We start from the raw sequence: 20,376 nt of genomic DNA on the forward strand, positions 1-20,376 counted from the left end.
ATTCTTAAAAATTAACATTTAATCCTATCGTGTATGTCTTGGCTAAAGGATAATTTGCTACATCTAATCCAATACTGCCGACCTCTGGATCTATACCAGAATAAGAAGTAAAGGTGAACGGGTTTTCCGCAGAAAAATAAATCCTAGATTGCAGTTTATTCAAAAACTTAGGTAAGTTATAGCCAACAGTAATGTTTTTTATACGAAAATAATCGCCACTTTCAAGGTACCAATCTGATATCGTTCCGTAATTAGCATTTGGATCTTTAGAAGAAAGTGCTGGAATATTACTATTTAGATTATCCGGCGTCCAGGCATTTAGGACACGATTATCCAGATTATAACCCTGTAAGCCCGCGTTATAGGCTGTGAATTTATATCCGTTAAAAATTTTTGCTCCTGAAATTCCATAGGTTAATACATTTAGATCAAAGTTTTTATAATCTAAATTAAGGGCAAAACCATAGGTGAACTTAGGAATCGCACTACCCATATATACACGATCATCAAAACTGATTTTACCGTCACCATTTGTATCTTCGAATTTTAAATCACCAGGACGTGCAAAGGGTTGAATAAGCTTACCATTTAGGCTATGCGCCTGTACTTCTGCTTCGGAATTAAATATTCCGGTATTCGGAATCAAATAGTAAGAATATAAGGCTTGTCCTGGCGTGGACCGATATGGAGACAATATACCCCTAACTTCTCCTGGATTTTCAATAAATTCGCTATTAACTCCATTCAGATGTAATACCTCATTACGATTGAAGGCAATATTAGCATTTAAACCAAGTCTCCAATCTCCAAATTGATGATTATATTTTCCGCTAAATTCAAATCCCTTGTTCATCACGTCACCTGTATTAATTGTAGGGCCTCTCTGCATACCTGAGTGTGGATCTGGAAGAATTTCATTGATCATTCCGATGGTCTTTTTCCGATAATAATCTGCTGTAAAACTTAACTGATGAAATAAAGTCATATCCAGACCGATATCCCATGATTCGGAAGTCTCCCAGATGAGATTAGGATTACCTTGTTTGATCATTGCAAAATGGCGTACCAAAATACCTTCCGACCCTAAAGGTGTGACAGTACCGCTATTCAAAGGTAAGTTATATGCGTATTTATCAACAGTTTGAATGTTCCCGATCTGACCCCAAGAAGCGCGTATTTTTAAATCATTAATAAAGTCACTTTTAAAAAATGATTCTGAAGAAATTTTCCAGGCTCCCGAAATTGATGTAAATACATCCGATCGATTATTTATTGGTAAGCGTGAACTGCGATCCTGCCGGATACTTGCTCCTAAATAATACCGTCCTGCATAATTGTAATTAACACGAGCAATAGCAGATGTTAGTGCATCTTCCCAGACATCACTTGTTGGAATTCCTGGTATAGATTGTGCATTCTCGATATATTGATACCAATCGTCTTCCCGTTCAAATCCCATTCCCTGAATGTAGTATTGTTCATACTTTGTTTTCTGAGCAGAGTATACTGCTACAGCGTCAATCTGGTGATCACCAAAACGTTTCGTATAATTCAATTGCTGATCCCAAATCCAACGATCTGTACGAGCTTCTTCTTGCGTCAAATAATTGTTGCCATTTGATCTTCCAATTTCTGGTATTTTGGGATCAAATCTTTTTAAAGAATACCGATTTATATCCAAAACAAAATTAGATTTGAAGGTTAGACCATCCCATAAATCCACTTTGGCAAAAACATTACCATTGAGGTTAAGTGTCGGATTGTTAACTGTTGGACGTAGAAGTAAAGCTACTGGATTATAAGTATCACCATATGCAGATGAAAATTGCGATAAATTAAAGGGAACAGTACCGTGAAATAATCCTTTCTCATCATATACAGGTGCTGCAGGATTCATATAAATTGCATTGATGATCGATCCGCTATAACTGCTAGATGTATTTGTACCTCGAGCGGTAGTATGGTTGACATAAAAATTTTGTCCTAATGTCAATCGATCAAAAAAATCAAATTCGGATTTCAAACGATAAGCAAAACGTTTGTAACCTGTATTCAGCAATAAACCTTCCTTATCGTGATAACCAAATGAAGAATTATACCTGGATCGTTCTGATCCACCAGACACCTGCGCATTTGCATTTAAAATATTCCCCGTTCTGAAGATTTCATTCATCCAATTGGTACGGGTTTCCTGTCCCCAAGGATTTAATGTCGCATTATGACCATCGGCAGGATTCACTCCATCTCTTTTCGCTGCATCATTATAGGCCTGGGCGTATTGTGTCGCGTTCAAAGCAGTCGGTAGATTACTCGCATTTTGCCAACCTCGATACAGATCGACACTTAGTTTGGGCGCTCCAGCTTTACCGCTTTTAGTTGTGATCACGATAACTCCAGATGATGCCTGAGCTCCATAGATAGCTGCAGAAGCTGCATCTTTCAAGATATCCATGCTTTCAATATCATTTGGATTGATAGGTCCGCCATAATAGGGTGCTCCATCGACTACATAAAGTGGCGATTCGGCGTTTAGTGTCCCCATTCCTCTAATCATCACTTTAGGCATTGCCGAAGGATCGCCACCTGCAGACATCACCGTTACTCCTGCAACATTTCCTTGCATCAGATCTGCCACGTTAGTTAATGGACGAGCAACATTTTCTGCGACATTAGGTAAAGAGCTTACAGCAGTTGTTAAATCTCCTCTTTTTTGCTGACCGTAACCAATGACAACCACCTCATCAAGAGCTGAAAGTTGCTCTTTCAATGTAATCAAAATTGAGTTACTATCACCACTCTTTATACCTTTAAGATCTTCAAGGTAAGATTCGTACCCAATCATGGAAACCTTGATCTTATACTTCGCATCTTCATTTAATTCTTTAAATACAAATACACCTTTTTGATCTGTCGATATACTCGTGACAACTTGTCCTTTCGTATCTAAAAGTACAACCGTCGCTCCTGTTTTGACAACACCATTATTATCCATAATGGTACCTCTTATTTGCCCATTGGACTGGGCATAAGATTGCAGAGCAACGGAGATCGATAGCATTGTCAATAATGCTCTTAACTTCATCGGGTTTCTTTTCATTTCATTTAGTCTTTTAATTTGTAGGTGGTTTGTACCGCATGAACTAAAATTTAAACGGTATTATTTACTTCTTTTATTGCTTTTTATTTTTAATGATTATACTGTTATTGCTATGGGTATAGGTAAGTTCATTCATCTGACAAATAATGGATAGCATAACATCCAGTGGATAATGTTCTTCAAATTTCCCAGTAAAGGATAGTCCTTCAAGAGATACCTCTTCTAGATTAATGATTACACCCTTTAGTTTTTCAATCTTTGAAAACACCTGTGGAAGTGGCGTCTGATCAAACTGCAGGCCACCCTCTTGTTTATGTTCGTCTGATTTCACGTTGTCCGCTAATTTTAGATTGTTCGCTTTTTCTTGTCGATCAACTAATAAAGCTGTTTTAAAATGATCATCAATCAATAACTGTTGTCCAGGCTTGAGCACCTGATCTTTCATTTCAAATGGACTGCGATTCGTTGATTTCACAACTATTTTTCCAGATATTAACCTAACCGATAATTTACTTTTAGTATAACTATCGACTGTAAATTCAGTACCAAGTGCCGTTGTTGTATAACCGTTGGCGGATACAATAAATGGTCGTTGCGCATCATGGGCGACATTAAATCTCGCTTCTCCAATTAGTGTCAGTTTTCTATCGATGTTTCCATATTCTTTTGTGTAATAAATATTACTATTAGGGGATAAAATAATCCGAGATCCATCTTTCATTTTATAGGTAAGCGTATCTGTACTGCTGTTGGCAAGTTCATATATGAGTGGTTCTGGTATTTGTACTGTTGTACTGGGAACAGGCAAATTTGTTTGGACAAAGTGATACCCAAATATTCCCATAGCCAATAAAATGGAAGCGGCAATAGACCAGCCTATTTTTAAACGACGTCGATTAGGTAATGCTTTGATCACTCCCATTTTTTCATGAATACCGAATAACATCTGTTGATACTCTTCTTCTGTTGCCAATTTTTCGTTTTCATGTACTGTTGCAAAATCATTCCGAAGTTCCTCCATTAGAGGGTTTTTGGAATCTTCTAAGTCGGACAATAGTTTATGCTGATCCTTTTTAGAAAGTTTTCCTTCCCAAAAACGAGTAATTAAATTAAGAATCTGTTGCTTCATCAATAGTAAATACACAGGAAATTTCCAAAGGGGATGCTTTTGTTGTTAAGAAATTATTAATAAAACATCAATTAAACATGTGGATACATCGCTTAATACTAAAGACATGATCACATATGAGAAAGATTATATTTGAGCCTTAATGTAAACGCAATACTCTTCCTTTTATACTTATCAAAAAAAGACAAATAATCTTTGGGAGAGATGAATCACCCAACGTATTTAAAAAGAAATAATAATTCGAATTTTACGGAGGTACAAAGGATTATTTTTTTTTGTAAAAAAGCCTTTTGTAAAGTTATGAAGCGGTCTACTATGATTCTGATCAGAATGTTCCGGAGATAAGGCAATAAGGAGTGGATAAAAAAAATTAAAGATTCGCGAGAAGAAAGACGATGAGTAATGATCTTTCTGCATAGGCAGGGTATTGCTTAGCGACATATTCTCTAATGGCTTTGTTCGATTGTTTGAGATAATCTGCTACCGATTGTGGGCTAAGTCCTAAAAGATCAGCTACATCTTCTTTTGTGCGCCCCTCATAACGACACAATTTAAATACTTCCCGTTTTCTTTTTGGTAATACGGCAACGGCTTCTTCCAAGATTTCCATTTGCTTATTGAAAATTTCTTCTTGAATACTGCTATCTTCCTCGGCATAAATTTCTTCGGGATAATTGGCAATATACGCAACTGATTCTTTCAACTTACTGCGTAGAACATTCAGCGATTTATTATAACTAACAACAAATAACCAGCCTCCAACAGGACGATCTACCTGTATCTTAAATCGATTCTGCCAAAGCGATAAAAAAACATCTTGCAACACTTCGGTCGCTAATTCACGATTATCGATTAATTTTAGAATATTTGCATGTACAGGTTTATGATACCGCGCATACAATGCATTGAAAGCCTTTACGTCTCCCCTCGACATTGCTACGATTTCTTCAATTTCTGTTACCGTTTTATTCATGTTAATTGATATGTTTTATCTTCTACATCTGTGGTTTTGTGGTTTGAAAACCACGGGCAAATTTATTTAAAAAACAAACAGCTTAATCCTTTTAGGAGGTTATCAAATTGTTAAGAATATAGGTTGTTTCTGGTAATTAAATAATTGGTTACTTATCGTAAATATACAAAAATGATCTACATTACAAAATAAGATTTATGCAGTTAAATGGATGACTTGAACAAGGGTAATGCTATCATTCTGAAATTATATTTCATCACTATCTGAGAGAAGCGAATTGCAATAGGTGTAAGGCAGATGGAGAAAGGGAAATTTACATATACTATGAATACATGGGAATTTAAGTCACTAAAACCTGATTTTGGAAAACAAGACAGAACTAGTATACAAAAATAGCTAACCTGTACTATACAGATTAGCTATTAAAATCATAATGCTTATAGCAGGTCAAGACCACTACTTGACACTTGCAGCTACAATTTCTGCAACGGAGGGAATACCTGTTTTTTTCCATATAGGTTCACCATTCTTATAAAGAATTAATGTTGGTATGGAAGTTATTTTAAAATCTTTAATTATTTCAGGATTTGCATCGATTTCTACTAAAATTGTTTTGATATTATTTTCCGCCTTGCTGTTGATTGAATCTAATACTGGTATTACTTTTTTACAAGGCGGGCAATAGTTTGATCCGAAGTCAACGAGAACATATTCCTGAGATTTCAATGCTGTTTTAAAATCAGCCAATAAAATTCTATTTTTATTTACAGTTGCTACCTCTACTGGATATCCTGCTCCGATCCAAGCTGAAATACCAGGTGCCAAAACATAGATCTTTGTAAATCCACGTTCTGCGAGTAAATTAGCGATTTTTGTAGATCGCCCGGTTTGGATAGAATAGATAAAGACTGGTTGACTTTTGATTAATCTACCCAATTGCTGTTCATAACCTTTAACGGCAGGATCGATCTGACGAGCTTGTGGTAAATGTGCCTGTTCATATTCTTCAGCACTGCGAGCATCTAAAATCTGAGGCTTATCCTGTTCGCTTATTTTTTCATGAAATAACGCCGCTTTTACGCGAAAATCTTTTTGTTCTATCTTCTCCTTCTCTATCGGAGATGATTGGTTTTGTCCTTTGCCATCAAACACTGTGATGACCAATAAAATTAGGATTAATGTAATCTGTTTTTTCATTTGTTAAACACGATATAAATGTCGAATTTTCTTAAATTGTTACGAGTTCATTTTTTAGAAAAGATAATTCACTAGAAACGGAAAGCGGGTGCTGCTATTTCTTGTGTCTTACTTTTTCTAAATTCTTTCATAGATACCGGTTCACGATCCTCAAGTTCGGCGAAATCAACAACACCGTTATTTTTAGCCCATTTGAAATATGCTTGAGATAATTGGGATACCACATCATGATTTTGGCTAGCAACATCATTTATTTCAGTAGGGTCGTTTTCTAAATTATACAATTCCCATTTATAAGAGGGCCAAGTTGAGATCAACTTCCATTTGCCTATTCGAGCCGCGCGATTACCGGCACGTTCCCAGAAAAGTCCTTCAGGTCTGTCAATTTTATTCTTATCATCAAAAATAACAGGCAACAGATTTTTACCTTTTAAATCATTGGTTTTTAAACCCTTGTATATTTTTGGATATGTCGCTCCTGCTAAAGCGTAGAATGTTGGTGCTAAATCAATAATATGTCCCGTCCCATTTTTAATGGTATTTGCCTGTATTCGATTAGGAAACCAAGCTATAAATGGTGTATTAATACCACCTTCATATGTGTAATCTTTAAATGCTTTATAAGGTGTGTTGGAAGCATATGACCAGTTTTTACTCTGTGATTCATACGAACCTGTAGTGCCTACAGGCCCTGAGTTTATTCTTGCACCATGATGCCACTTCACTAAATCTTCAGCCGGAGCTCCATTGTCGGATAAAAAAACAATGAGTGTATTATCCAGTTGATTATTGTCTTTCAATTTCTGGATAAGGTGACCAATACTCTGATCTAAGCGGTCGACCATAGCGGCATAAATTTCCATTTTCTTTGCCCACAATTGACGTTGATCAAAAGATAGTCGGTCCCAATCGTAAATATCTTCATCACGTATTGATAATTTGGTATCAGGTGTAATTAAACCTAACTCCTTCTGACGTTTAAATCTTTCTTGACGAATTGCTTCCCAGCCTTTATCGTATTTCCCCTTATATTTTGCAATATCCTGAGGTAGCGCTATTAAAGGCCAGTGTGGAGCTGTATGAGCTAAATAGAGGAAAAAGGGTTTTTTATCATCTTTTACTTGATCCAAAAATGATAAAGCATGTTGATTGATTACATTGGTAGCATAGTTTTCAGGAAGTGGATATCCTTGTGCATCTGTTTCACCTTTAAAACCCGGCGCACCTGAATCAGAACTCTTTTCATCCTTTGGAAATACGAGATCAAAACCACGCTGCCAAGGAAGGCTCGTCCCTTTGCCAGATACATGCCATTTGCCGGATGTGATGGTGTTATAACCGTTTTCCTTCAATACTTCAGCAAGGGTTAGTGATTCTTGATTAATATATCCTTGATAAGCAGGTAATCCGAGGTCATTAGAAAAATAGCCTACTCCAGCTTTATGCTGATACTGCCCTGTCAATAAAGACGCACGAGTGGGTGCACAAATGGAATTATTATAGAACTCGCGTAACCGCAATCCTTCTGATGCAAGCCGATCTAAGTTGGGGGTTTCAATCTCACCTCCGTATGCACCAAGATCTGAATAACCCAAATCATCGGCTAAGATTAGCACGATGTTAGGCTTTTTTTGCTGTGCTACACCAAGTGTCGTTAGGCTTGCAGTTAAATATAATATGGAAAATATTTTTTTCATGGTAATGTTTGATTTTAAATGTTAGCGAAATGAGGATTGTCCTTTGATTCGGTCATAATTGACAACGTCGTTTTCCTTTGCCCATTTTCGATACAGTTCTTCAAGCTGTTTTACAACTTGAGGATTCTGAGACGCGACATTATGATTCTCTCCTCTATCTGTATCGATGTCATATAACTCTACATTATTCCCGTTACGATAGGTAGACACCAGTTTCCATTTTCCGAAACGGACAGCTCGATTGCCGGCACGTTCCCAAAATAAAGCTTGATTACGCTCCACCTGTGCCAGATCAGTATTTAACAGTTTTCTAAGGCTGACTCCGGGAAGTGTATTGGTAGCGGTCCCATAATTCGTATTTGGGTACTTTGCTTGGGCATAATCATATAATGTTGGAGCAATATCAATTAGATGTCCAGTTCCTCTTTTAATGGTGTTGGCTTTTACTTCCTTAGGGTACCAAACAATAAAAGGAGCGCCAATACCGCCCTCGTATGGGTTATCCTTGTAACTTCTTAATGGTGAATTTCCCGTTTGTGACCAATTGCTATTTTGCACATCATAAGATCCTGCAGAACCAACAGTACCCGTGTTTCTGCTTGTATAAATACGGGCTCGATCACCACCTTGTGCACCATTGTCAGACAAAAATATAATGATTGTATTGTCATCAACTTTTAACTCTTTTAGGGTCTGACGAATCTTACCGATACTTTGATCCACACGATCAATCATACCTGCAAATACTTGTTGTCTTCTTTTCCAGTATTGTTTTTCATCATAGGTTAATTTATTCCATTCTTGCGTTAATGTATCTTTAGCACTTATTTTCTGCTTCGCAGGGAATACGCCTTGTTTAATAGCGTTTTCATATCGTTTTGTGCGTAAACTGTCCCAGCCAATAGTATAAGTCTCCTGATACTTTTGCGTTTCTTCTTCTGGTGCCTGTAGAGGCCAGTGTGGTGCATTAAAGGCTAGGTATAGAAAGAATGGCTTTTTATCTTGATGTTGCTCTTTCAAAAATCCAATTGCCTGATCGGTAATTTCATCGGTCAGATATCGATCTTTAGGTAAATAGAAGGGTTTATTATTCTTGTACAAAGGCACTGTCGCTTGAGTAGAATCGCTGATTTCATAAAAATTAGACGCCCCTCCTACAAAATTGAACGACCTTTCAAATCCTCGTTGTGCCGGCCACTGATCGTAATCGTCCCCAACATGCCATTTGCCTGATATAATAGTGGAATAACCTGCCTTTTTTAAGACTTCTGCCAACGTTGGCGATTCTTTATTCAAGAAACCTTGATATGCAGGAAGTCCAAGGTTTACATTGAAATAACCTAGTCCTGCCTTATGGGCATATTGCCCTGTCAATAAAGATGCTCTTGTTGGAGCACAGATCGAGTTGTTATAAAATTCTTGAAAACGAGTTCCTTGAGATGCCAATTCTGTTAGATTTGGCGTATGGATATCAGATGCACCATATGGTTCAATATCTGAAAAACCGAGATCATCGACCAAGATCAAGATCACATTTGGACGTTTGTCCTGGGACCATCCAGCGAGGCTGCTTAAAGTCATTAAGAGCGTCAATAAATAATAGTTTCTTTTCATTATGTGAAATTTTTAATGAATGTGAATTGATTTTAATTATTAACCCAATCTGGATGCTGTTTAAGATTTGGATTTAAATTCAGTTCGCGTTGTGGCGTGGGAAAATGAATATGTCTTGGAGCCGCATTGGTTTTACCTGCGGCCTTTAGTTTTGCAACATAATAGGTTGCCCCTCTGCGCGCTAAGTCAAACCACCTTTGATATTCAAAAGTTAACTCCTTCCTTCTCTCTTCAAATACTGCTTCTCTAAAATCATCTTTACTAAAATTTTTTTCGATATCACCTGTTGCTGCACGCACTCTAACTTTATTTAGAAAAGTCTGTGCTAGTGAAGTTGATCCATTGAGCTCATTTTCAGCTTCTGCCAATATGAGCAATACTTCAGCATAACGAATAATGGGTAAATTTTTAGAAGATTGACTTTGGTTGCCTACTACACTCTCATCATAATATTTATTAAATTGAGGTTTTGCAAGTGCATAATACTTACCATCGACCGGAGAAATCATCCCTGTAGTAAATGTGGTATTTAAACGTTTATCCTGTTTAGAAAAAGTACCATATAAACCACCTTCAGCATGCCAAGCATCCGCATAGTCACCATTAATACCCGGAATATCCGCAGGTGCAGATCTACTAGCAAGCGAATTTCCCTGATATCCACTGTTCCCTTTGAATTGTGCAGAGAAAATATGTTCAATACCGTTTTTCTTATCGATATTGAATACATCCGTAAATTCGGGAAACAAATCATATCCCTCTTTATCAATTACATCCTGTGCTTTTAATTTTGCATTTGACCAATCTTGTTGTGTTAAATATACCTTTGCCAGTATACTTTTGGCAGCTCCTGATGAAGCTCTTCCTTTATCGTTGTCACCGTAAGATTTATAATTGGGTAGATTTTCTGCATCTTTAAGATCTGCAATAATTTGGTTATAGACTTCTTTTTCAGAAGCCTTGGTCACATAAAGCTCTTCCGTGCTAAGTGATGTTACAGGTTTTAGAACTAAAGGAACGGGACCAAACCAACGAACTAAATTAAAATAATGCAGTGCTCTTAAAAACTTGGCTTCATTAATTAAACGCTTACGGATTGCGTCATTAATCTTTTCAGGTGATATCAAAGCGATGTATTCAATATTTTGATTTGAAGCATTTATAGCGTCGTAACTTTGTTTCCACAATTGTTCCATACGGTCATTCGATGCATCGTGTGTCAAGTTACTGATCGCACGTACATGTGCATTCCGCGCTCTTGGTCCAGCTTCATAATCATCAGTAGCCATTTCTACTCCAATTTGAAAAAGACTATTATAGATGGACTGTCCGCTTTCATATAGTTTGCGATATGTTCCGTTAACAGCAGAAACAGCTTGATTTTCATTCAGATAAAATTGCTCAGAAACCAGTAGACTTTCCGGTTTCTCATCTAATTTTGAGCATGATACGATTCCAATCAATAATGTGGATGCGAATAATATATTTGTAATTTTCATGTACCTCTGGATTAAAATGTTAAAGAAAGACCTACTGTGAGGGAGCGTGAAGCTGGATAAATTCCAGAATCTGTCCCTATCTGTACGTTACTACCTGATGTCACTTCAGGATCAAAACCTTTGTACTTACTCCAGGTAAGTAAATTTTGTCCAGATAGGTATACGTTCACATTGGATATTCGAGTAGCATTTAATACATGTTTAGGAATGGTATAGCCAAATTGAAAAGACTTTAATCTGACAAATGAACCATTCTCAACAAACTGATCTGAAAAAATTGGAGCAGGATCTAATTTCGCTCTAGGATAGCTTTGACTGGCATTTGTTTCAGTCCATCTGTCTAAAGCATCTGTTGATGCATTTTGTTGTCCCGTAAACATTTCCAAGTTTTGACGATTGATATTAAGTAACTCATTGCCAACTGTTCCTTGTATTAAAAAAGTAAGATCAAAGCCGCGATAAGAAAGCGTATTGGTTAGTCCAAAAATAAAATCTGGTTGTGCATTTCCAATGATGCCACGGTCATTTGCTGTTGTAAATTTACCGTCACCGTCGATATCTTTGTAAAGACGATCCCCAGCTTTTGGTATGGCATTTCCAGTAAATAAACCTTTAGTTGATTCCTCTCCTTTTTGTAAAATTCCATCGATCTGTGTGCCATAAAAAGTTCCGAGAGGTTCACCAACTTTAATGATATAATTTCCAGAAATATAAGATTGTGCTCCTGTACCAATGGTTAATACTTGATTTCGATTGAATGAAAAGTTCACATCTGTATTCCAGACAAATTTTCCATTTAGGTTCCTGGTTTTCAAGCCAAATTCAAATCCTTTGTTGGAAACTGAACCAAAATTCTGTAAAGAAGATGCATAACCTGATGTCCATGGAATTTCAACATTAAGTAATAAATCGGTGGTTTTTTTGTAGTAGTAGTCTAAGGTAAACTGTAGTTTGCTGTTAAATAGCGCAATATCAAATCCTCCATCATACTGATAGGTCGTTTCCCAACCTAAATTTTTATTTGGTATACGTTGCGAAGCAAAACCGGTTACTATTTTATTGCCAAATAAATAATTTAAGTTATATAATGTCGAAAGCGACTGATACTGACCGATCTCCTGGTTGCCCGTAGTTCCAAAACTAGCTCGGATTTTTAAATCATTGACCGCACTGAACGTTTCTTTAAAAAAGCTTTCGTTGCTAGCTCTCCATGAAAAAGCTAATGAAGGAAAATTTCCCCATTTATTATCAGCTCCAAATCTAGAGCTACCGTCGCGCCTGATACTGGCTGATAAATAATATTTATTGGCATAATTATAATTTACACGAGCCAGATAAGAATGCAGTATCCAAGAATAAGCATCGGAATTTGGACGGACAAGGGTTGATCCACTTTGCAGACTGTTATACAAAAGATCATCCGTTACGAAATTTTCAGCTCCCGCGTTGAAGGTCTCATTCTTCGCTTCCTGTTGCGTAAATCCAACTAAAGCATTTAAATGATGATCTTGAAAAGAAGTGGTATAGTTTAACGTATTTTCATTCAGCCATGAATATGAATCTAGATTACCTAAATTTGCTTTTCCATTGTTACCTGCCCCCTCGTAGATGTAAGAAGGCAAATAAAATTTATCGGTCCTATTGTTTAAATCTACACCTAATAGCACTTTCGCTTGAAGCCCTTCTATAATATCATATTGAGCAAATGAAGTTCCCAAAATGCGTAATGCGTTTGATGTATTGGTGGTTTCTTTTAATGTTGCAATAGGATTTGCAAAAATGTTTTCAAACGGATTTCTTAATGTGTAAGATCCATCGGCATCATATATGGTTGCGGTTGGAGGCATTATCAATAATGCATTGACAATTCCTGATGGTGCAATTTGAGATGTTGTTCTGTTAATTGAAAAATTAGCGCCAACATTTAAGCGCTTAAAAGGATTAGCATTGATATTGGAACGGAAACCTAAACGCTTAAAATCTGTATTTTTAATTACTCCATCTTGGTCAAAATAATTGGCTCCAATAAAATATTGCACCTGTTCAGCTCCACCTGATAAAGATAATTGATGATTCGTTATCTGTGCATTTTGGAAAGCTTCTTTTTGCCAATTTGTTCCTGAACCTAATTGATCGATTTTGTCTTGTGTGAGGTACTGAAATTTTCCCAGATTCGGATAGGCATCATATAAGGCCTCATTGCGAAGAATAGCAAAATCTGGAGCTGTTAGGACATCTATTTTTTTTAACACCTGCTGTTGTCCTATACTACCATCATAGCTCAGTTGTACACGACCTGCTTTACCTTTCTTAGTTGTCACCAATATTACGCCGTTAGCACCACGAGAACCGTAGATTGCTGTTGCAGCAGCATCTTTTAAAACTTCAATACTTTCGACATCACTTGGATTGATGCTCGACATGGGATTGACAGGAGTTCCACTACCTACTCCAGTACTCTCTGTTTGATTATATATGGGAAAACCATCAATAACATATAAGGGTTCATTTCCCCCCTGAATAGATGCGCCTCCACGAATACGGATACTGACACCACCGCCCGGCTGCCCAGAAGTTTGCGTAACCTGCACCCCTGATATACCACCTTTCAAAGTCTGATCTAGCGATGATACATTCTGTTTCAATAAAGACTCATTTAAGGAAGCAACTGATCCCGTCAAATCGCGGCGTTTCTGCGTACCATAGCCTACCACTACGACTTCATCAAGATCTTCCGTAGTAGGGCTTAATTCAATTACAGTAGGTGATGTATTGATAACAATCTTTTTCTTTTCATACCCGACAAAAGATACAATCAGCGTAAAAGGGAGTTTTTGACCTGTGACAAATTGAAACCGCCCATTTCCATCTGTTTTTACACTATGTGTTACTGCTTCCAATTGCACAGTGACACCTTCAATGGGTTCTTTACTGGAAGCATCGATAACTGTACCAACTAAGGAGGCATTTATTATCGGTTTAGGTTCTATTTGAGCATACAGCGAATTCAGGCTGTGTATTAAGAACAAAATAAGTATAGAATACCGAAGTACTCCTAATTTTTTCATAGTTTTACGGTGTTTAATAGTGAATACTTACAAGTGCCAACGCCAATTGAAGACTTGTGGTTCATTATATCCAAACTTGGGGGAGCGTTAAAGCTTCCCCTATTTTTTTAAAGAAGATTTTTTGAAATTAGATGCACATTTGCATCCAGTAGGAAGGTAAATTAAAGGAAACATAATCAGTCACGGAGACTGCTCTTGCAGATGGGTTAGTAAGGTTGTTTTTCATAAACTTTGTTAAATAATGAATATTAATTTCGGTTTCGTTTGCCAACGCCAATTGAGTAACGATAAGGCAAATATAAAAATAAATTTAATAAAGTCTACTAACTAAGTAGATTTAATGTAATTATTTTTAAAACCTGAACTAAAGCACCATATAGCATCGTTTATTAATCATATTATCTGTCAAACAAATTTTTATATTGGCAACAATACCAATGCATTAACATCAAAAAAGGAAATGAAAAATCGGATAAAGCTAATCTGTAGCTATTATCCGATTCAGTTATTAAATTTTCACTAAAAATACAGGGGTACTTCTATTTTTTTTATTGGTGCATGAACATGTACCATTTAGTTTGCATGATTTTTTAACCATTCTAAGCGTCTTTGATCAGCAAGATGTTTCACTTCGAAATGCTCAAATGTTGCATTAAAACCATTACCATCAGGACATGCCGCCATTAAGCCCACCATAACAGGTGTATTATCTTGTAAATAGGCATTACGCATTAAAGTATAATTTTTATCATCAAAAGAGTAAAATATCTCTACAGCATCCAACCTCCTTACAGCTTTTATCCATACGTATGGAATGGCTTTTTCTAGACTGATGATACTCCAATCACTGGTGCGGTGTGTCACGACAGTACTTAAATTGTATTTTCCATCAACAAACTCGATTCCTGCTTTAATATAATTTTCTTTATCAATACGAAGCATCAATCCCATCTGATCAAATCTCGCTTTATAGTCAGCAGAAATTTTTACTTTTGTCTCAAACTCACCACCATAAGTTCCATAATAAAATGGAGCATCGTCAACAGTAAATCCATAATGCGATATACGCCAATAATCACTCTGGGGTGTTACGAACATACTCAGCGTTTGGTCTTTTACCTCCCACTTTGCCGGTTCATTAAACCACTGCATTTTCGTTAGATTTTGTGCCATTGTCAACTGTTGGCAAAGGACAGTCATCATAAGTAGTATTAATTTCTTCATCTCTGTATTCAAATAATCTTATAATTTTTTACTTTAGCAAAGGTATACGAGTGTTTAAAGATTATCAATACTGATAAATAACCATTTTTTAAGATATGAATAACATTGCAGGAGTTCTTAACGAAAAGCTTTTAGAGCAAGTATTTGAGCAAGAGCCAAATCCTCACAAACTGCTTCAGCAATGTCAATATATTGCACAATTTTATGCTCATATTGAAAATGCGATAGCGGTTTTGAGTGATCTTAAAAATGACAAAAGCTATATCTACAACGGGGGGCTTGCCCAAACACTAGGATTATCAGATCATGATTCAGAGATTGATTCCATATGGGAAGATGCAATTTTCAAGCTTATTCACCCTGATGATCTACTACGGAAGCATATCCTTGAATTGCAATATTTTCATTTTATAAAACATATACCTCTTACTGACCGTCACAATTTTCATGTCATTAGTAAGATCAGGATGTACAATCAGGAAGGTCAGTATATATGGATATCCCATCGCATGTATTATGTTCAGAATTCACCTAATGGCAGTATTTGGTTAGCCCTATGTTTATACAATTTTGCTCATTTGTCCGATAACACAGAGTCTTACGAGGGCTTTATTGTGAACAGTGTTACAGGGCAAATTATTCAACCTGAAAAACAGGAAAATAGCAATTTATTATCCAAGCGAGAGATAGAAATTCTTAGTTTAATAAAAATTGGCAGACGCAGTAAAGAAATTGCTGATGACCTCTCCATCAGTATTAATACTGTCAATCGACACCGACAAAATATTCTTGAAAAACTTCGAGTTACGAATTCAATTGAAGCATGCCGGATCGCATCTTCTTTAAACTTGTTTAAATAGTTGATATAGATCACCTATTTTCCCAATCGATATAATTTAAAATCGGCGTCAAATTATTTCTTGACGCCGATTTTAAATAAGATTGCTATAATAATAAATCCTAATCCAGTTAATATGGGGGGTAATAGATTTCCTCTAATTCCAAAGTAAATCATCAATAAAGCGACTATAATGAGCAGTATAAGTAGTATGGTCTTCATATTTATGTATTGAGCAGCACAGTGTATTATCATAAAGCTACTTAAAAAATAATTAGACAGATCCTTTACTTTTTAAACATCCGTAATTTATACCATTATAAATAATATTCTTACCATTAGTACCAAAATCTCAATTATTTACTGACCTCATTCAATAATGCTAAATCTTCCTGATCTAAAGTGATTTTAGGAGCATCAAATAGCGTTTTCAATTGATTATTACTCGTTGCGCTTACTATTGGTGCTGTAATTAATGGATTGGCCAGTAGCCACGCTAAGGCTATTGTTGCTGGTTGTGTATGATATTTCAATGCTATTTTATCAAGAGCTGACAGCACATTTAATCCCTCAGCATTTAAATATTTCCGCACTCCTTCACCACGCGCACTCTTGTTAAGATCTGATTCATTTCTATATTTTCCTGTTAGAAATCCGGCGGCTAATGACCAGTATGAAAAAGTACTTAAATCATATTTTTCAACTAAAGGTGCGTAATCCTTTTCAAAAGTAGTGCGTTCCATCAAATTATAATGTGGTTGAAGCGCTACATATTTCGGAAAATTGTTCTTCTCAGCAACATCAAAAGATTCTATCAATCGCTTAGGGGATAGATTAGAAGCTGCAATATAACGAACTTTACCAGCCTTAATAATTTCGTCATACGCAGATAATGTTTCCTCAATTGGTGTTATTTGATCATCAAAATGCGTATAATACAGATCGATATGGTCTGTACCTAAACGCTGTAAAGATTCATCAACGGATTTCAAGATATGTTTTTTACTGATATCAACAGGATGTTCTTTTGTTTCAGATCCCACTTTTGTTGCAATGACAATATTTTCTCTGTTATTACGTAGCTTCATCCATTTTCCAATGATAGTCTCAGACTGGCCTCCTACTCCATTCACCCACCAAGAATATGTATCTGCAGTATCCACAAAATTAAAACCTTCATCTACAAACGCGTCTAAAATATCAAATGATTCTTTTTCATCTAAAGTCCATCCAAAAACATTACCTCCAAAATTGATCGGAGCAATTTCTAAATCTGTATTTTTAATTGTTACTTTTTTCATGTTTATTCAAATAAATATTTCAGTAAAAATAACTTATTCACATTTTAATAAATTCATCAGTTTGTCAAGATGTTGACTCTTTAGTTCTAATAAAGTTATAATATCTTAGAACAAAAAGAGTAATATTATAGAAATGTATGTCTAATAGAAAAAGCCATATCTAACGATATGGCCTGATATAAAACCTATATTTTTCAGTGAAATTTTCTATTTATATGAGGTGACGGAGTCCGTTATTTTCCAAGTCCCCTTATCATTGATTAAAGTTACAATGTCAATCTTGGTAAAGCTATCGAATTGCATGATCACTTTGGCAATAGCGTAGTCTTTGGAGGTTTCTAAAATCTGTGCGGTAGTCTTACAGTTTAATCGCTCTCCTTTTTGCTTTTTAAAGAAGTTAATAAGTTCTGATCGACTATTTGTTTTTGCATGTGTCCCTTGGACTTTCTGATTAAAATCGCTTGCAAACAACTGCTCTAATCCTATTGATTGTCCTTCGGTAATGATTTCTATATATTGACCAATTGCTAAGTTAGCTGTAGAAAGATTAATCATACTTTTTTCTGGTTTATCTGCCGCCATAGTAATGCTACCTAAAGTTACTAATGCTACCGCTGCGAATGTTTTTACTAACGTTGTCATCATGTTTTATTTTTTAGTACTCGTTTGTTGTGCTTTAAATGAGTAGATTTTTGGATAATTTTTCCCTTAATAATTTCCTTTAACTTTCTGATTCAAAATTAAGACAAACAACGTATATTGTTTATTACATTTAGATTAACAATATATTAAACTCGCTAAAAAACAGTATACTGAAGGTGAATAGACAATCCATCATTATTAAAGTAAATGACGTCGCGTGAATGCATGTTATAAATTACGGCCCTGTTAAATGTATATGAATAGATATTTTAAGCGGTTCGAGGGAAAAATAAATAGATAAAAAAAGAGAGTAAGTTCATCTTTAAAATATCTTACTCTCTCTGAGATTGTCTATAATAATTTTAACACATCGCCTATTTAATGATAACACTTATATAAATAACTTTATCATGTACGGATTATCTTATGTATAAATTTCCATCCTGATAATTCGAAAATGATTATAAAATAAAGAACTACCTAACAACATGTTATTTAATTGACTTCTGATCTTTTTTCTCTAACAATGCGATATACTTAGCATAACCTTTCGTAGCCATTTCATCTTTAGGAATAAATTTGATAGATGCACTATTGATACAATATCTTAAACCTCCTTTATCTGCTGGACCATCATTAAAAATATGTCCTAAATGTGCATCGCCTGTCTTACTGCGCACCTCAGTACGTTCCATTCCGTATGAATTATCCGATAGTTCCTTCACTATTTTCTCACTAATCGGTTTTGAAAAACTTGGCCATCCACAATCCGACTCAAACTTATCTGAAGATATAAACAATGGTTCGCCTGTAGTCACATCAACATAGATCCCTTCTCTAAATTCATTCCAGTACTCATTATCAAAAGCTCTTTCGGTAGCGTTTTTTTGCGTTACATTGTACTGGATATCCGTAAGTTCTTTTTTTAAGGTTTCTTTATCCTTTTTTTTATATTCCCCCACTTTGACAGGGTTTGCCTTCTTTGCTAATTCAAATAAATCTGCCCCTATATGACAATAGCCTCCAGGATTCTTGTCCAAATAATCTTGATGATATGTTTCTGCATCATAAAAACTCTTTACAGGTCCAAATTCTACCACTATTTTCTTTTGCGGATAAGCCCTTCCTAATTCCTCAATTTTTTGATGTACTAAACTTTCATCTTCTTTATTGGAGAAAAAAATACCTGTCCGGTATTGGGTTCCTATATCATTCCCTTGTTGATTTAAAAGTGTTGGATCGATCGTTTTGAAAAACAAGTCAATTAACAGTTCTAAATCAATTTCTTCGGGGTCATAGACAACTTTAACGGTTTCTGCAGCTCCTGTTACACCTTTAGAAACTGCCTCATAAGTTGGTTTTACAACTGTTCCATTCGCATATCCTACTTCTGTAGCAGTAACACCTCTTACTTGTTTAAAAAAATGCTCTGTACCCCAAAAGCATCCTCCTGCAAAATAAATTTCTTTTGTTTTACGATTCATGTCGGTTGGTATTTTATTTAGTGGCTCTATTGTCTTTTTCTTTAAAGCAAAACCCATTGCCATCAATGTGACAACTCCAATAGAACATATCAATATTATTAATGTATTTTTCATTGTTTTATGTTTTAAACTGTCTTATAACTTACCAAATGCATACCAAATCCTAGATACATCAGATCTTTAAGTATAAAAAAATCTGTATAGGGTACGCCATCTATAATCTTCCACATATTTGGTGTGGTGAATAAGTAACTCAATGTCATCAGGAATATGACGCACATTGCAAATCCTGCATATTTTTTCAGTTCGTCAAATTTTAATGTCAGAATCAGTAAAATTGCTACCAAAATTTCCACTACACCAACTATATTCGATACGGTTTGCACACTCAATATGGTATACATCCAAGCCGATAGTGGATGATTTTCTATCAGTGGTTTAATCGCATTTGCCTCCGTAGGTGTAAACTTAAATATTCCTATCCAAAGTAAAATAAGAACTGCTCCTCCAAACGAAATATAGTAACCTAACGAAGACCCTATATTTGGATCATTATTTTTGTTTTTTGCATGCATTTTGATTGATTTTAAAGTTCAGTGATGTTTCTTTACAT

The 20,376-nt window shown here is 35.7% G+C and carries 14 protein-coding genes and 1 pseudogene; 1 reads left to right on the forward strand and 14 read right to left on the reverse strand.

Annotated features, from left to right (window positions below; translation table 11 throughout):
- Positions 1-4: 4 nt before the first annotated feature.
- From HCX49_RS07080 to HCX49_RS07120, 9 genes are all read right to left on the reverse strand, one after another.
- Positions 5-3,097 carry a SusC/RagA family TonB-linked outer membrane protein gene (locus tag HCX49_RS07080; protein WP_206368287.1) on the reverse strand — a complete coding sequence of 1,031 codons (3,093 nt, stop codon included), beginning with the start codon at positions 3,095-3,097 and terminating at the stop codon, positions 5-7.
- Positions 3,098-3,170: 73 nt separating this feature from the next.
- Positions 3,171-4,226 carry a FecR family protein gene (locus tag HCX49_RS07085; protein ID WP_168126614.1) on the reverse strand — a complete coding sequence of 352 codons (1,056 nt, stop codon included), beginning with the start codon at positions 4,224-4,226 and terminating at the stop codon, positions 3,171-3,173.
- Between the two features lie 370 nt (positions 4,227-4,596).
- Positions 4,597-5,199, reverse strand: coding sequence for an RNA polymerase sigma factor (locus HCX49_RS07090; protein ID WP_132768299.1), 603 nt, complete (start codon positions 5,197-5,199; stop codon positions 4,597-4,599).
- A gap of 456 nt (positions 5,200-5,655) precedes the next feature.
- Complete coding sequence (locus HCX49_RS07095) at positions 5,656-6,396, reverse strand: thioredoxin domain-containing protein (RefSeq protein WP_168126616.1); 741 nt, start codon at positions 6,394-6,396, stop codon at positions 5,656-5,658.
- Positions 6,397-6,467: 71 nt separating this feature from the next.
- Positions 6,468-8,093, reverse strand: coding sequence for an arylsulfatase (locus HCX49_RS07100; RefSeq protein ID WP_168126618.1), 1,626 nt, complete (start codon positions 8,091-8,093; stop codon positions 6,468-6,470).
- A 21-nt stretch (positions 8,094-8,114) separates the two neighbouring features.
- A complete protein-coding gene (locus tag HCX49_RS07105; protein ID WP_168126619.1) occupies positions 8,115-9,707 on the reverse strand; it encodes an arylsulfatase in 1,593 nt (530 codons plus the stop codon).
- A 32-nt stretch (positions 9,708-9,739) separates the two neighbouring features.
- Positions 9,740-11,206 carry a RagB/SusD family nutrient uptake outer membrane protein gene (locus tag HCX49_RS07110; protein WP_168126620.1) on the reverse strand — a complete coding sequence of 489 codons (1,467 nt, stop codon included), beginning with the start codon at positions 11,204-11,206 and terminating at the stop codon, positions 9,740-9,742.
- Positions 11,207-11,217: 11 nt separating this feature from the next.
- Positions 11,218-14,274: a SusC/RagA family TonB-linked outer membrane protein gene (locus HCX49_RS07115; protein ID WP_168126621.1), complete on the reverse strand. Its 3,057-nt coding sequence runs from the start codon at positions 14,272-14,274 to the stop codon at positions 11,218-11,220.
- 573 nt (positions 14,275-14,847) lie between these two features.
- Positions 14,848-15,498 (reverse strand): DUF1349 domain-containing protein, encoded by a 651-nt coding sequence (locus HCX49_RS07120; protein ID WP_132839746.1) that lies wholly within the window; start codon positions 15,496-15,498, stop codon positions 14,848-14,850.
- Between the two features lie 95 nt (positions 15,499-15,593).
- Here HCX49_RS07120 and HCX49_RS07125 point away from each other — a divergent pair, with 95 nt between their 5' ends.
- Positions 15,594-16,358, forward strand: a complete 765-nt coding sequence (locus HCX49_RS07125; protein WP_168126622.1) for a response regulator transcription factor — start codon at positions 15,594-15,596, stop codon at positions 16,356-16,358.
- Positions 16,359-16,692: 334 nt separating this feature from the next.
- Here HCX49_RS07125 and HCX49_RS07130 read toward each other — a convergent pair whose 3' ends face one another.
- The 5 genes and pseudogenes from HCX49_RS07130 to HCX49_RS07145 form a co-directional block, all read right to left on the reverse strand.
- On the reverse strand, positions 16,693-17,637 hold the full coding sequence (locus tag HCX49_RS07130; RefSeq protein ID WP_132839742.1) for an aldo/keto reductase: 945 nt from the start codon (positions 17,635-17,637) through the stop codon (positions 16,693-16,695).
- Between the two features lie 207 nt (positions 17,638-17,844).
- Positions 17,845-18,282, reverse strand: a complete 438-nt coding sequence (locus HCX49_RS07135; RefSeq protein WP_168126623.1) for a nuclear transport factor 2 family protein — start codon at positions 18,280-18,282, stop codon at positions 17,845-17,847.
- A 488-nt stretch (positions 18,283-18,770) separates the two neighbouring features.
- Complete coding sequence (gene msrB / locus HCX49_RS25800; protein ID WP_262708415.1) at positions 18,771-19,241, reverse strand: peptide-methionine (R)-S-oxide reductase MsrB; 471 nt, start codon at positions 19,239-19,241, stop codon at positions 18,771-18,773.
- A gap of 60 nt (positions 19,242-19,301) precedes the next feature.
- Positions 19,302-19,877 (reverse strand): annotated as a pseudogene (gene msrA / locus HCX49_RS25805) (peptide-methionine (S)-S-oxide reductase MsrA); the annotation flags it as partial.
- Positions 19,878-19,888: 11 nt separating this feature from the next.
- Complete coding sequence (locus tag HCX49_RS07145) at positions 19,889-20,338, reverse strand: DUF417 family protein (RefSeq protein WP_132839737.1); 450 nt, start codon at positions 20,336-20,338, stop codon at positions 19,889-19,891.
- Positions 20,339-20,376: the final 38 nt, after the last annotated feature.

The organism is Sphingobacterium sp. B16(2022), from assembly GCF_012030425.1.
Classification (GTDB): Bacteria; Bacteroidota; Bacteroidia; order Sphingobacteriales; family Sphingobacteriaceae; genus Sphingobacterium; species Sphingobacterium anhuiense.

Coding starts and splice junctions, on each gene's coding strand:
- HCX49_RS07080 (WP_206368287.1), bottom strand. CDS start 3,097: ATGAAAAGAAACCCGATGAAGTTAAGAGCATTATTGACAATGCTATCG.
- HCX49_RS07085 (WP_168126614.1), bottom strand. CDS start 4,226: ATGAAGCAACAGATTCTTAATTTAATTACTCGTTTTTGGGAAGGAAAA.
- HCX49_RS07090 (WP_132768299.1), bottom strand. CDS start 5,199: ATGAATAAAACGGTAACAGAAATTGAAGAAATCGTAGCAATGTCGAGG.
- HCX49_RS07095 (WP_168126616.1), bottom strand. CDS start 6,396: ATGAAAAAACAGATTACATTAATCCTAATTTTATTGGTCATCACAGTG.
- HCX49_RS07100 (WP_168126618.1), bottom strand. CDS start 8,093: ATGAAAAAAATATTTTCCATATTATATTTAACTGCAAGCCTAACGACA.
- HCX49_RS07105 (WP_168126619.1), bottom strand. CDS start 9,707: ATGAAAAGAAACTATTATTTATTGACGCTCTTAATGACTTTAAGCAGC.
- HCX49_RS07110 (WP_168126620.1), bottom strand. CDS start 11,206: ATGAAAATTACAAATATATTATTCGCATCCACATTATTGATTGGAATC.
- HCX49_RS07115 (WP_168126621.1), bottom strand. CDS start 14,274: ATGAAAAAATTAGGAGTACTTCGGTATTCTATACTTATTTTGTTCTTA.
- HCX49_RS07120 (WP_132839746.1), bottom strand. CDS start 15,498: ATGAAGAAATTAATACTACTTATGATGACTGTCCTTTGCCAACAGTTG.
- HCX49_RS07125 (WP_168126622.1), top strand. CDS start 15,594: ATGAATAACATTGCAGGAGTTCTTAACGAAAAGCTTTTAGAGCAAGTA.
- HCX49_RS07130 (WP_132839742.1), bottom strand. CDS start 17,637: ATGAAAAAAGTAACAATTAAAAATACAGATTTAGAAATTGCTCCGATC.
- HCX49_RS07135 (WP_168126623.1), bottom strand. CDS start 18,282: ATGATGACAACGTTAGTAAAAACATTCGCAGCGGTAGCATTAGTAACT.
- HCX49_RS07145 (WP_132839737.1), bottom strand. CDS start 20,338: ATGCATGCAAAAAACAAAAATAATGATCCAAATATAGGGTCTTCGTTA.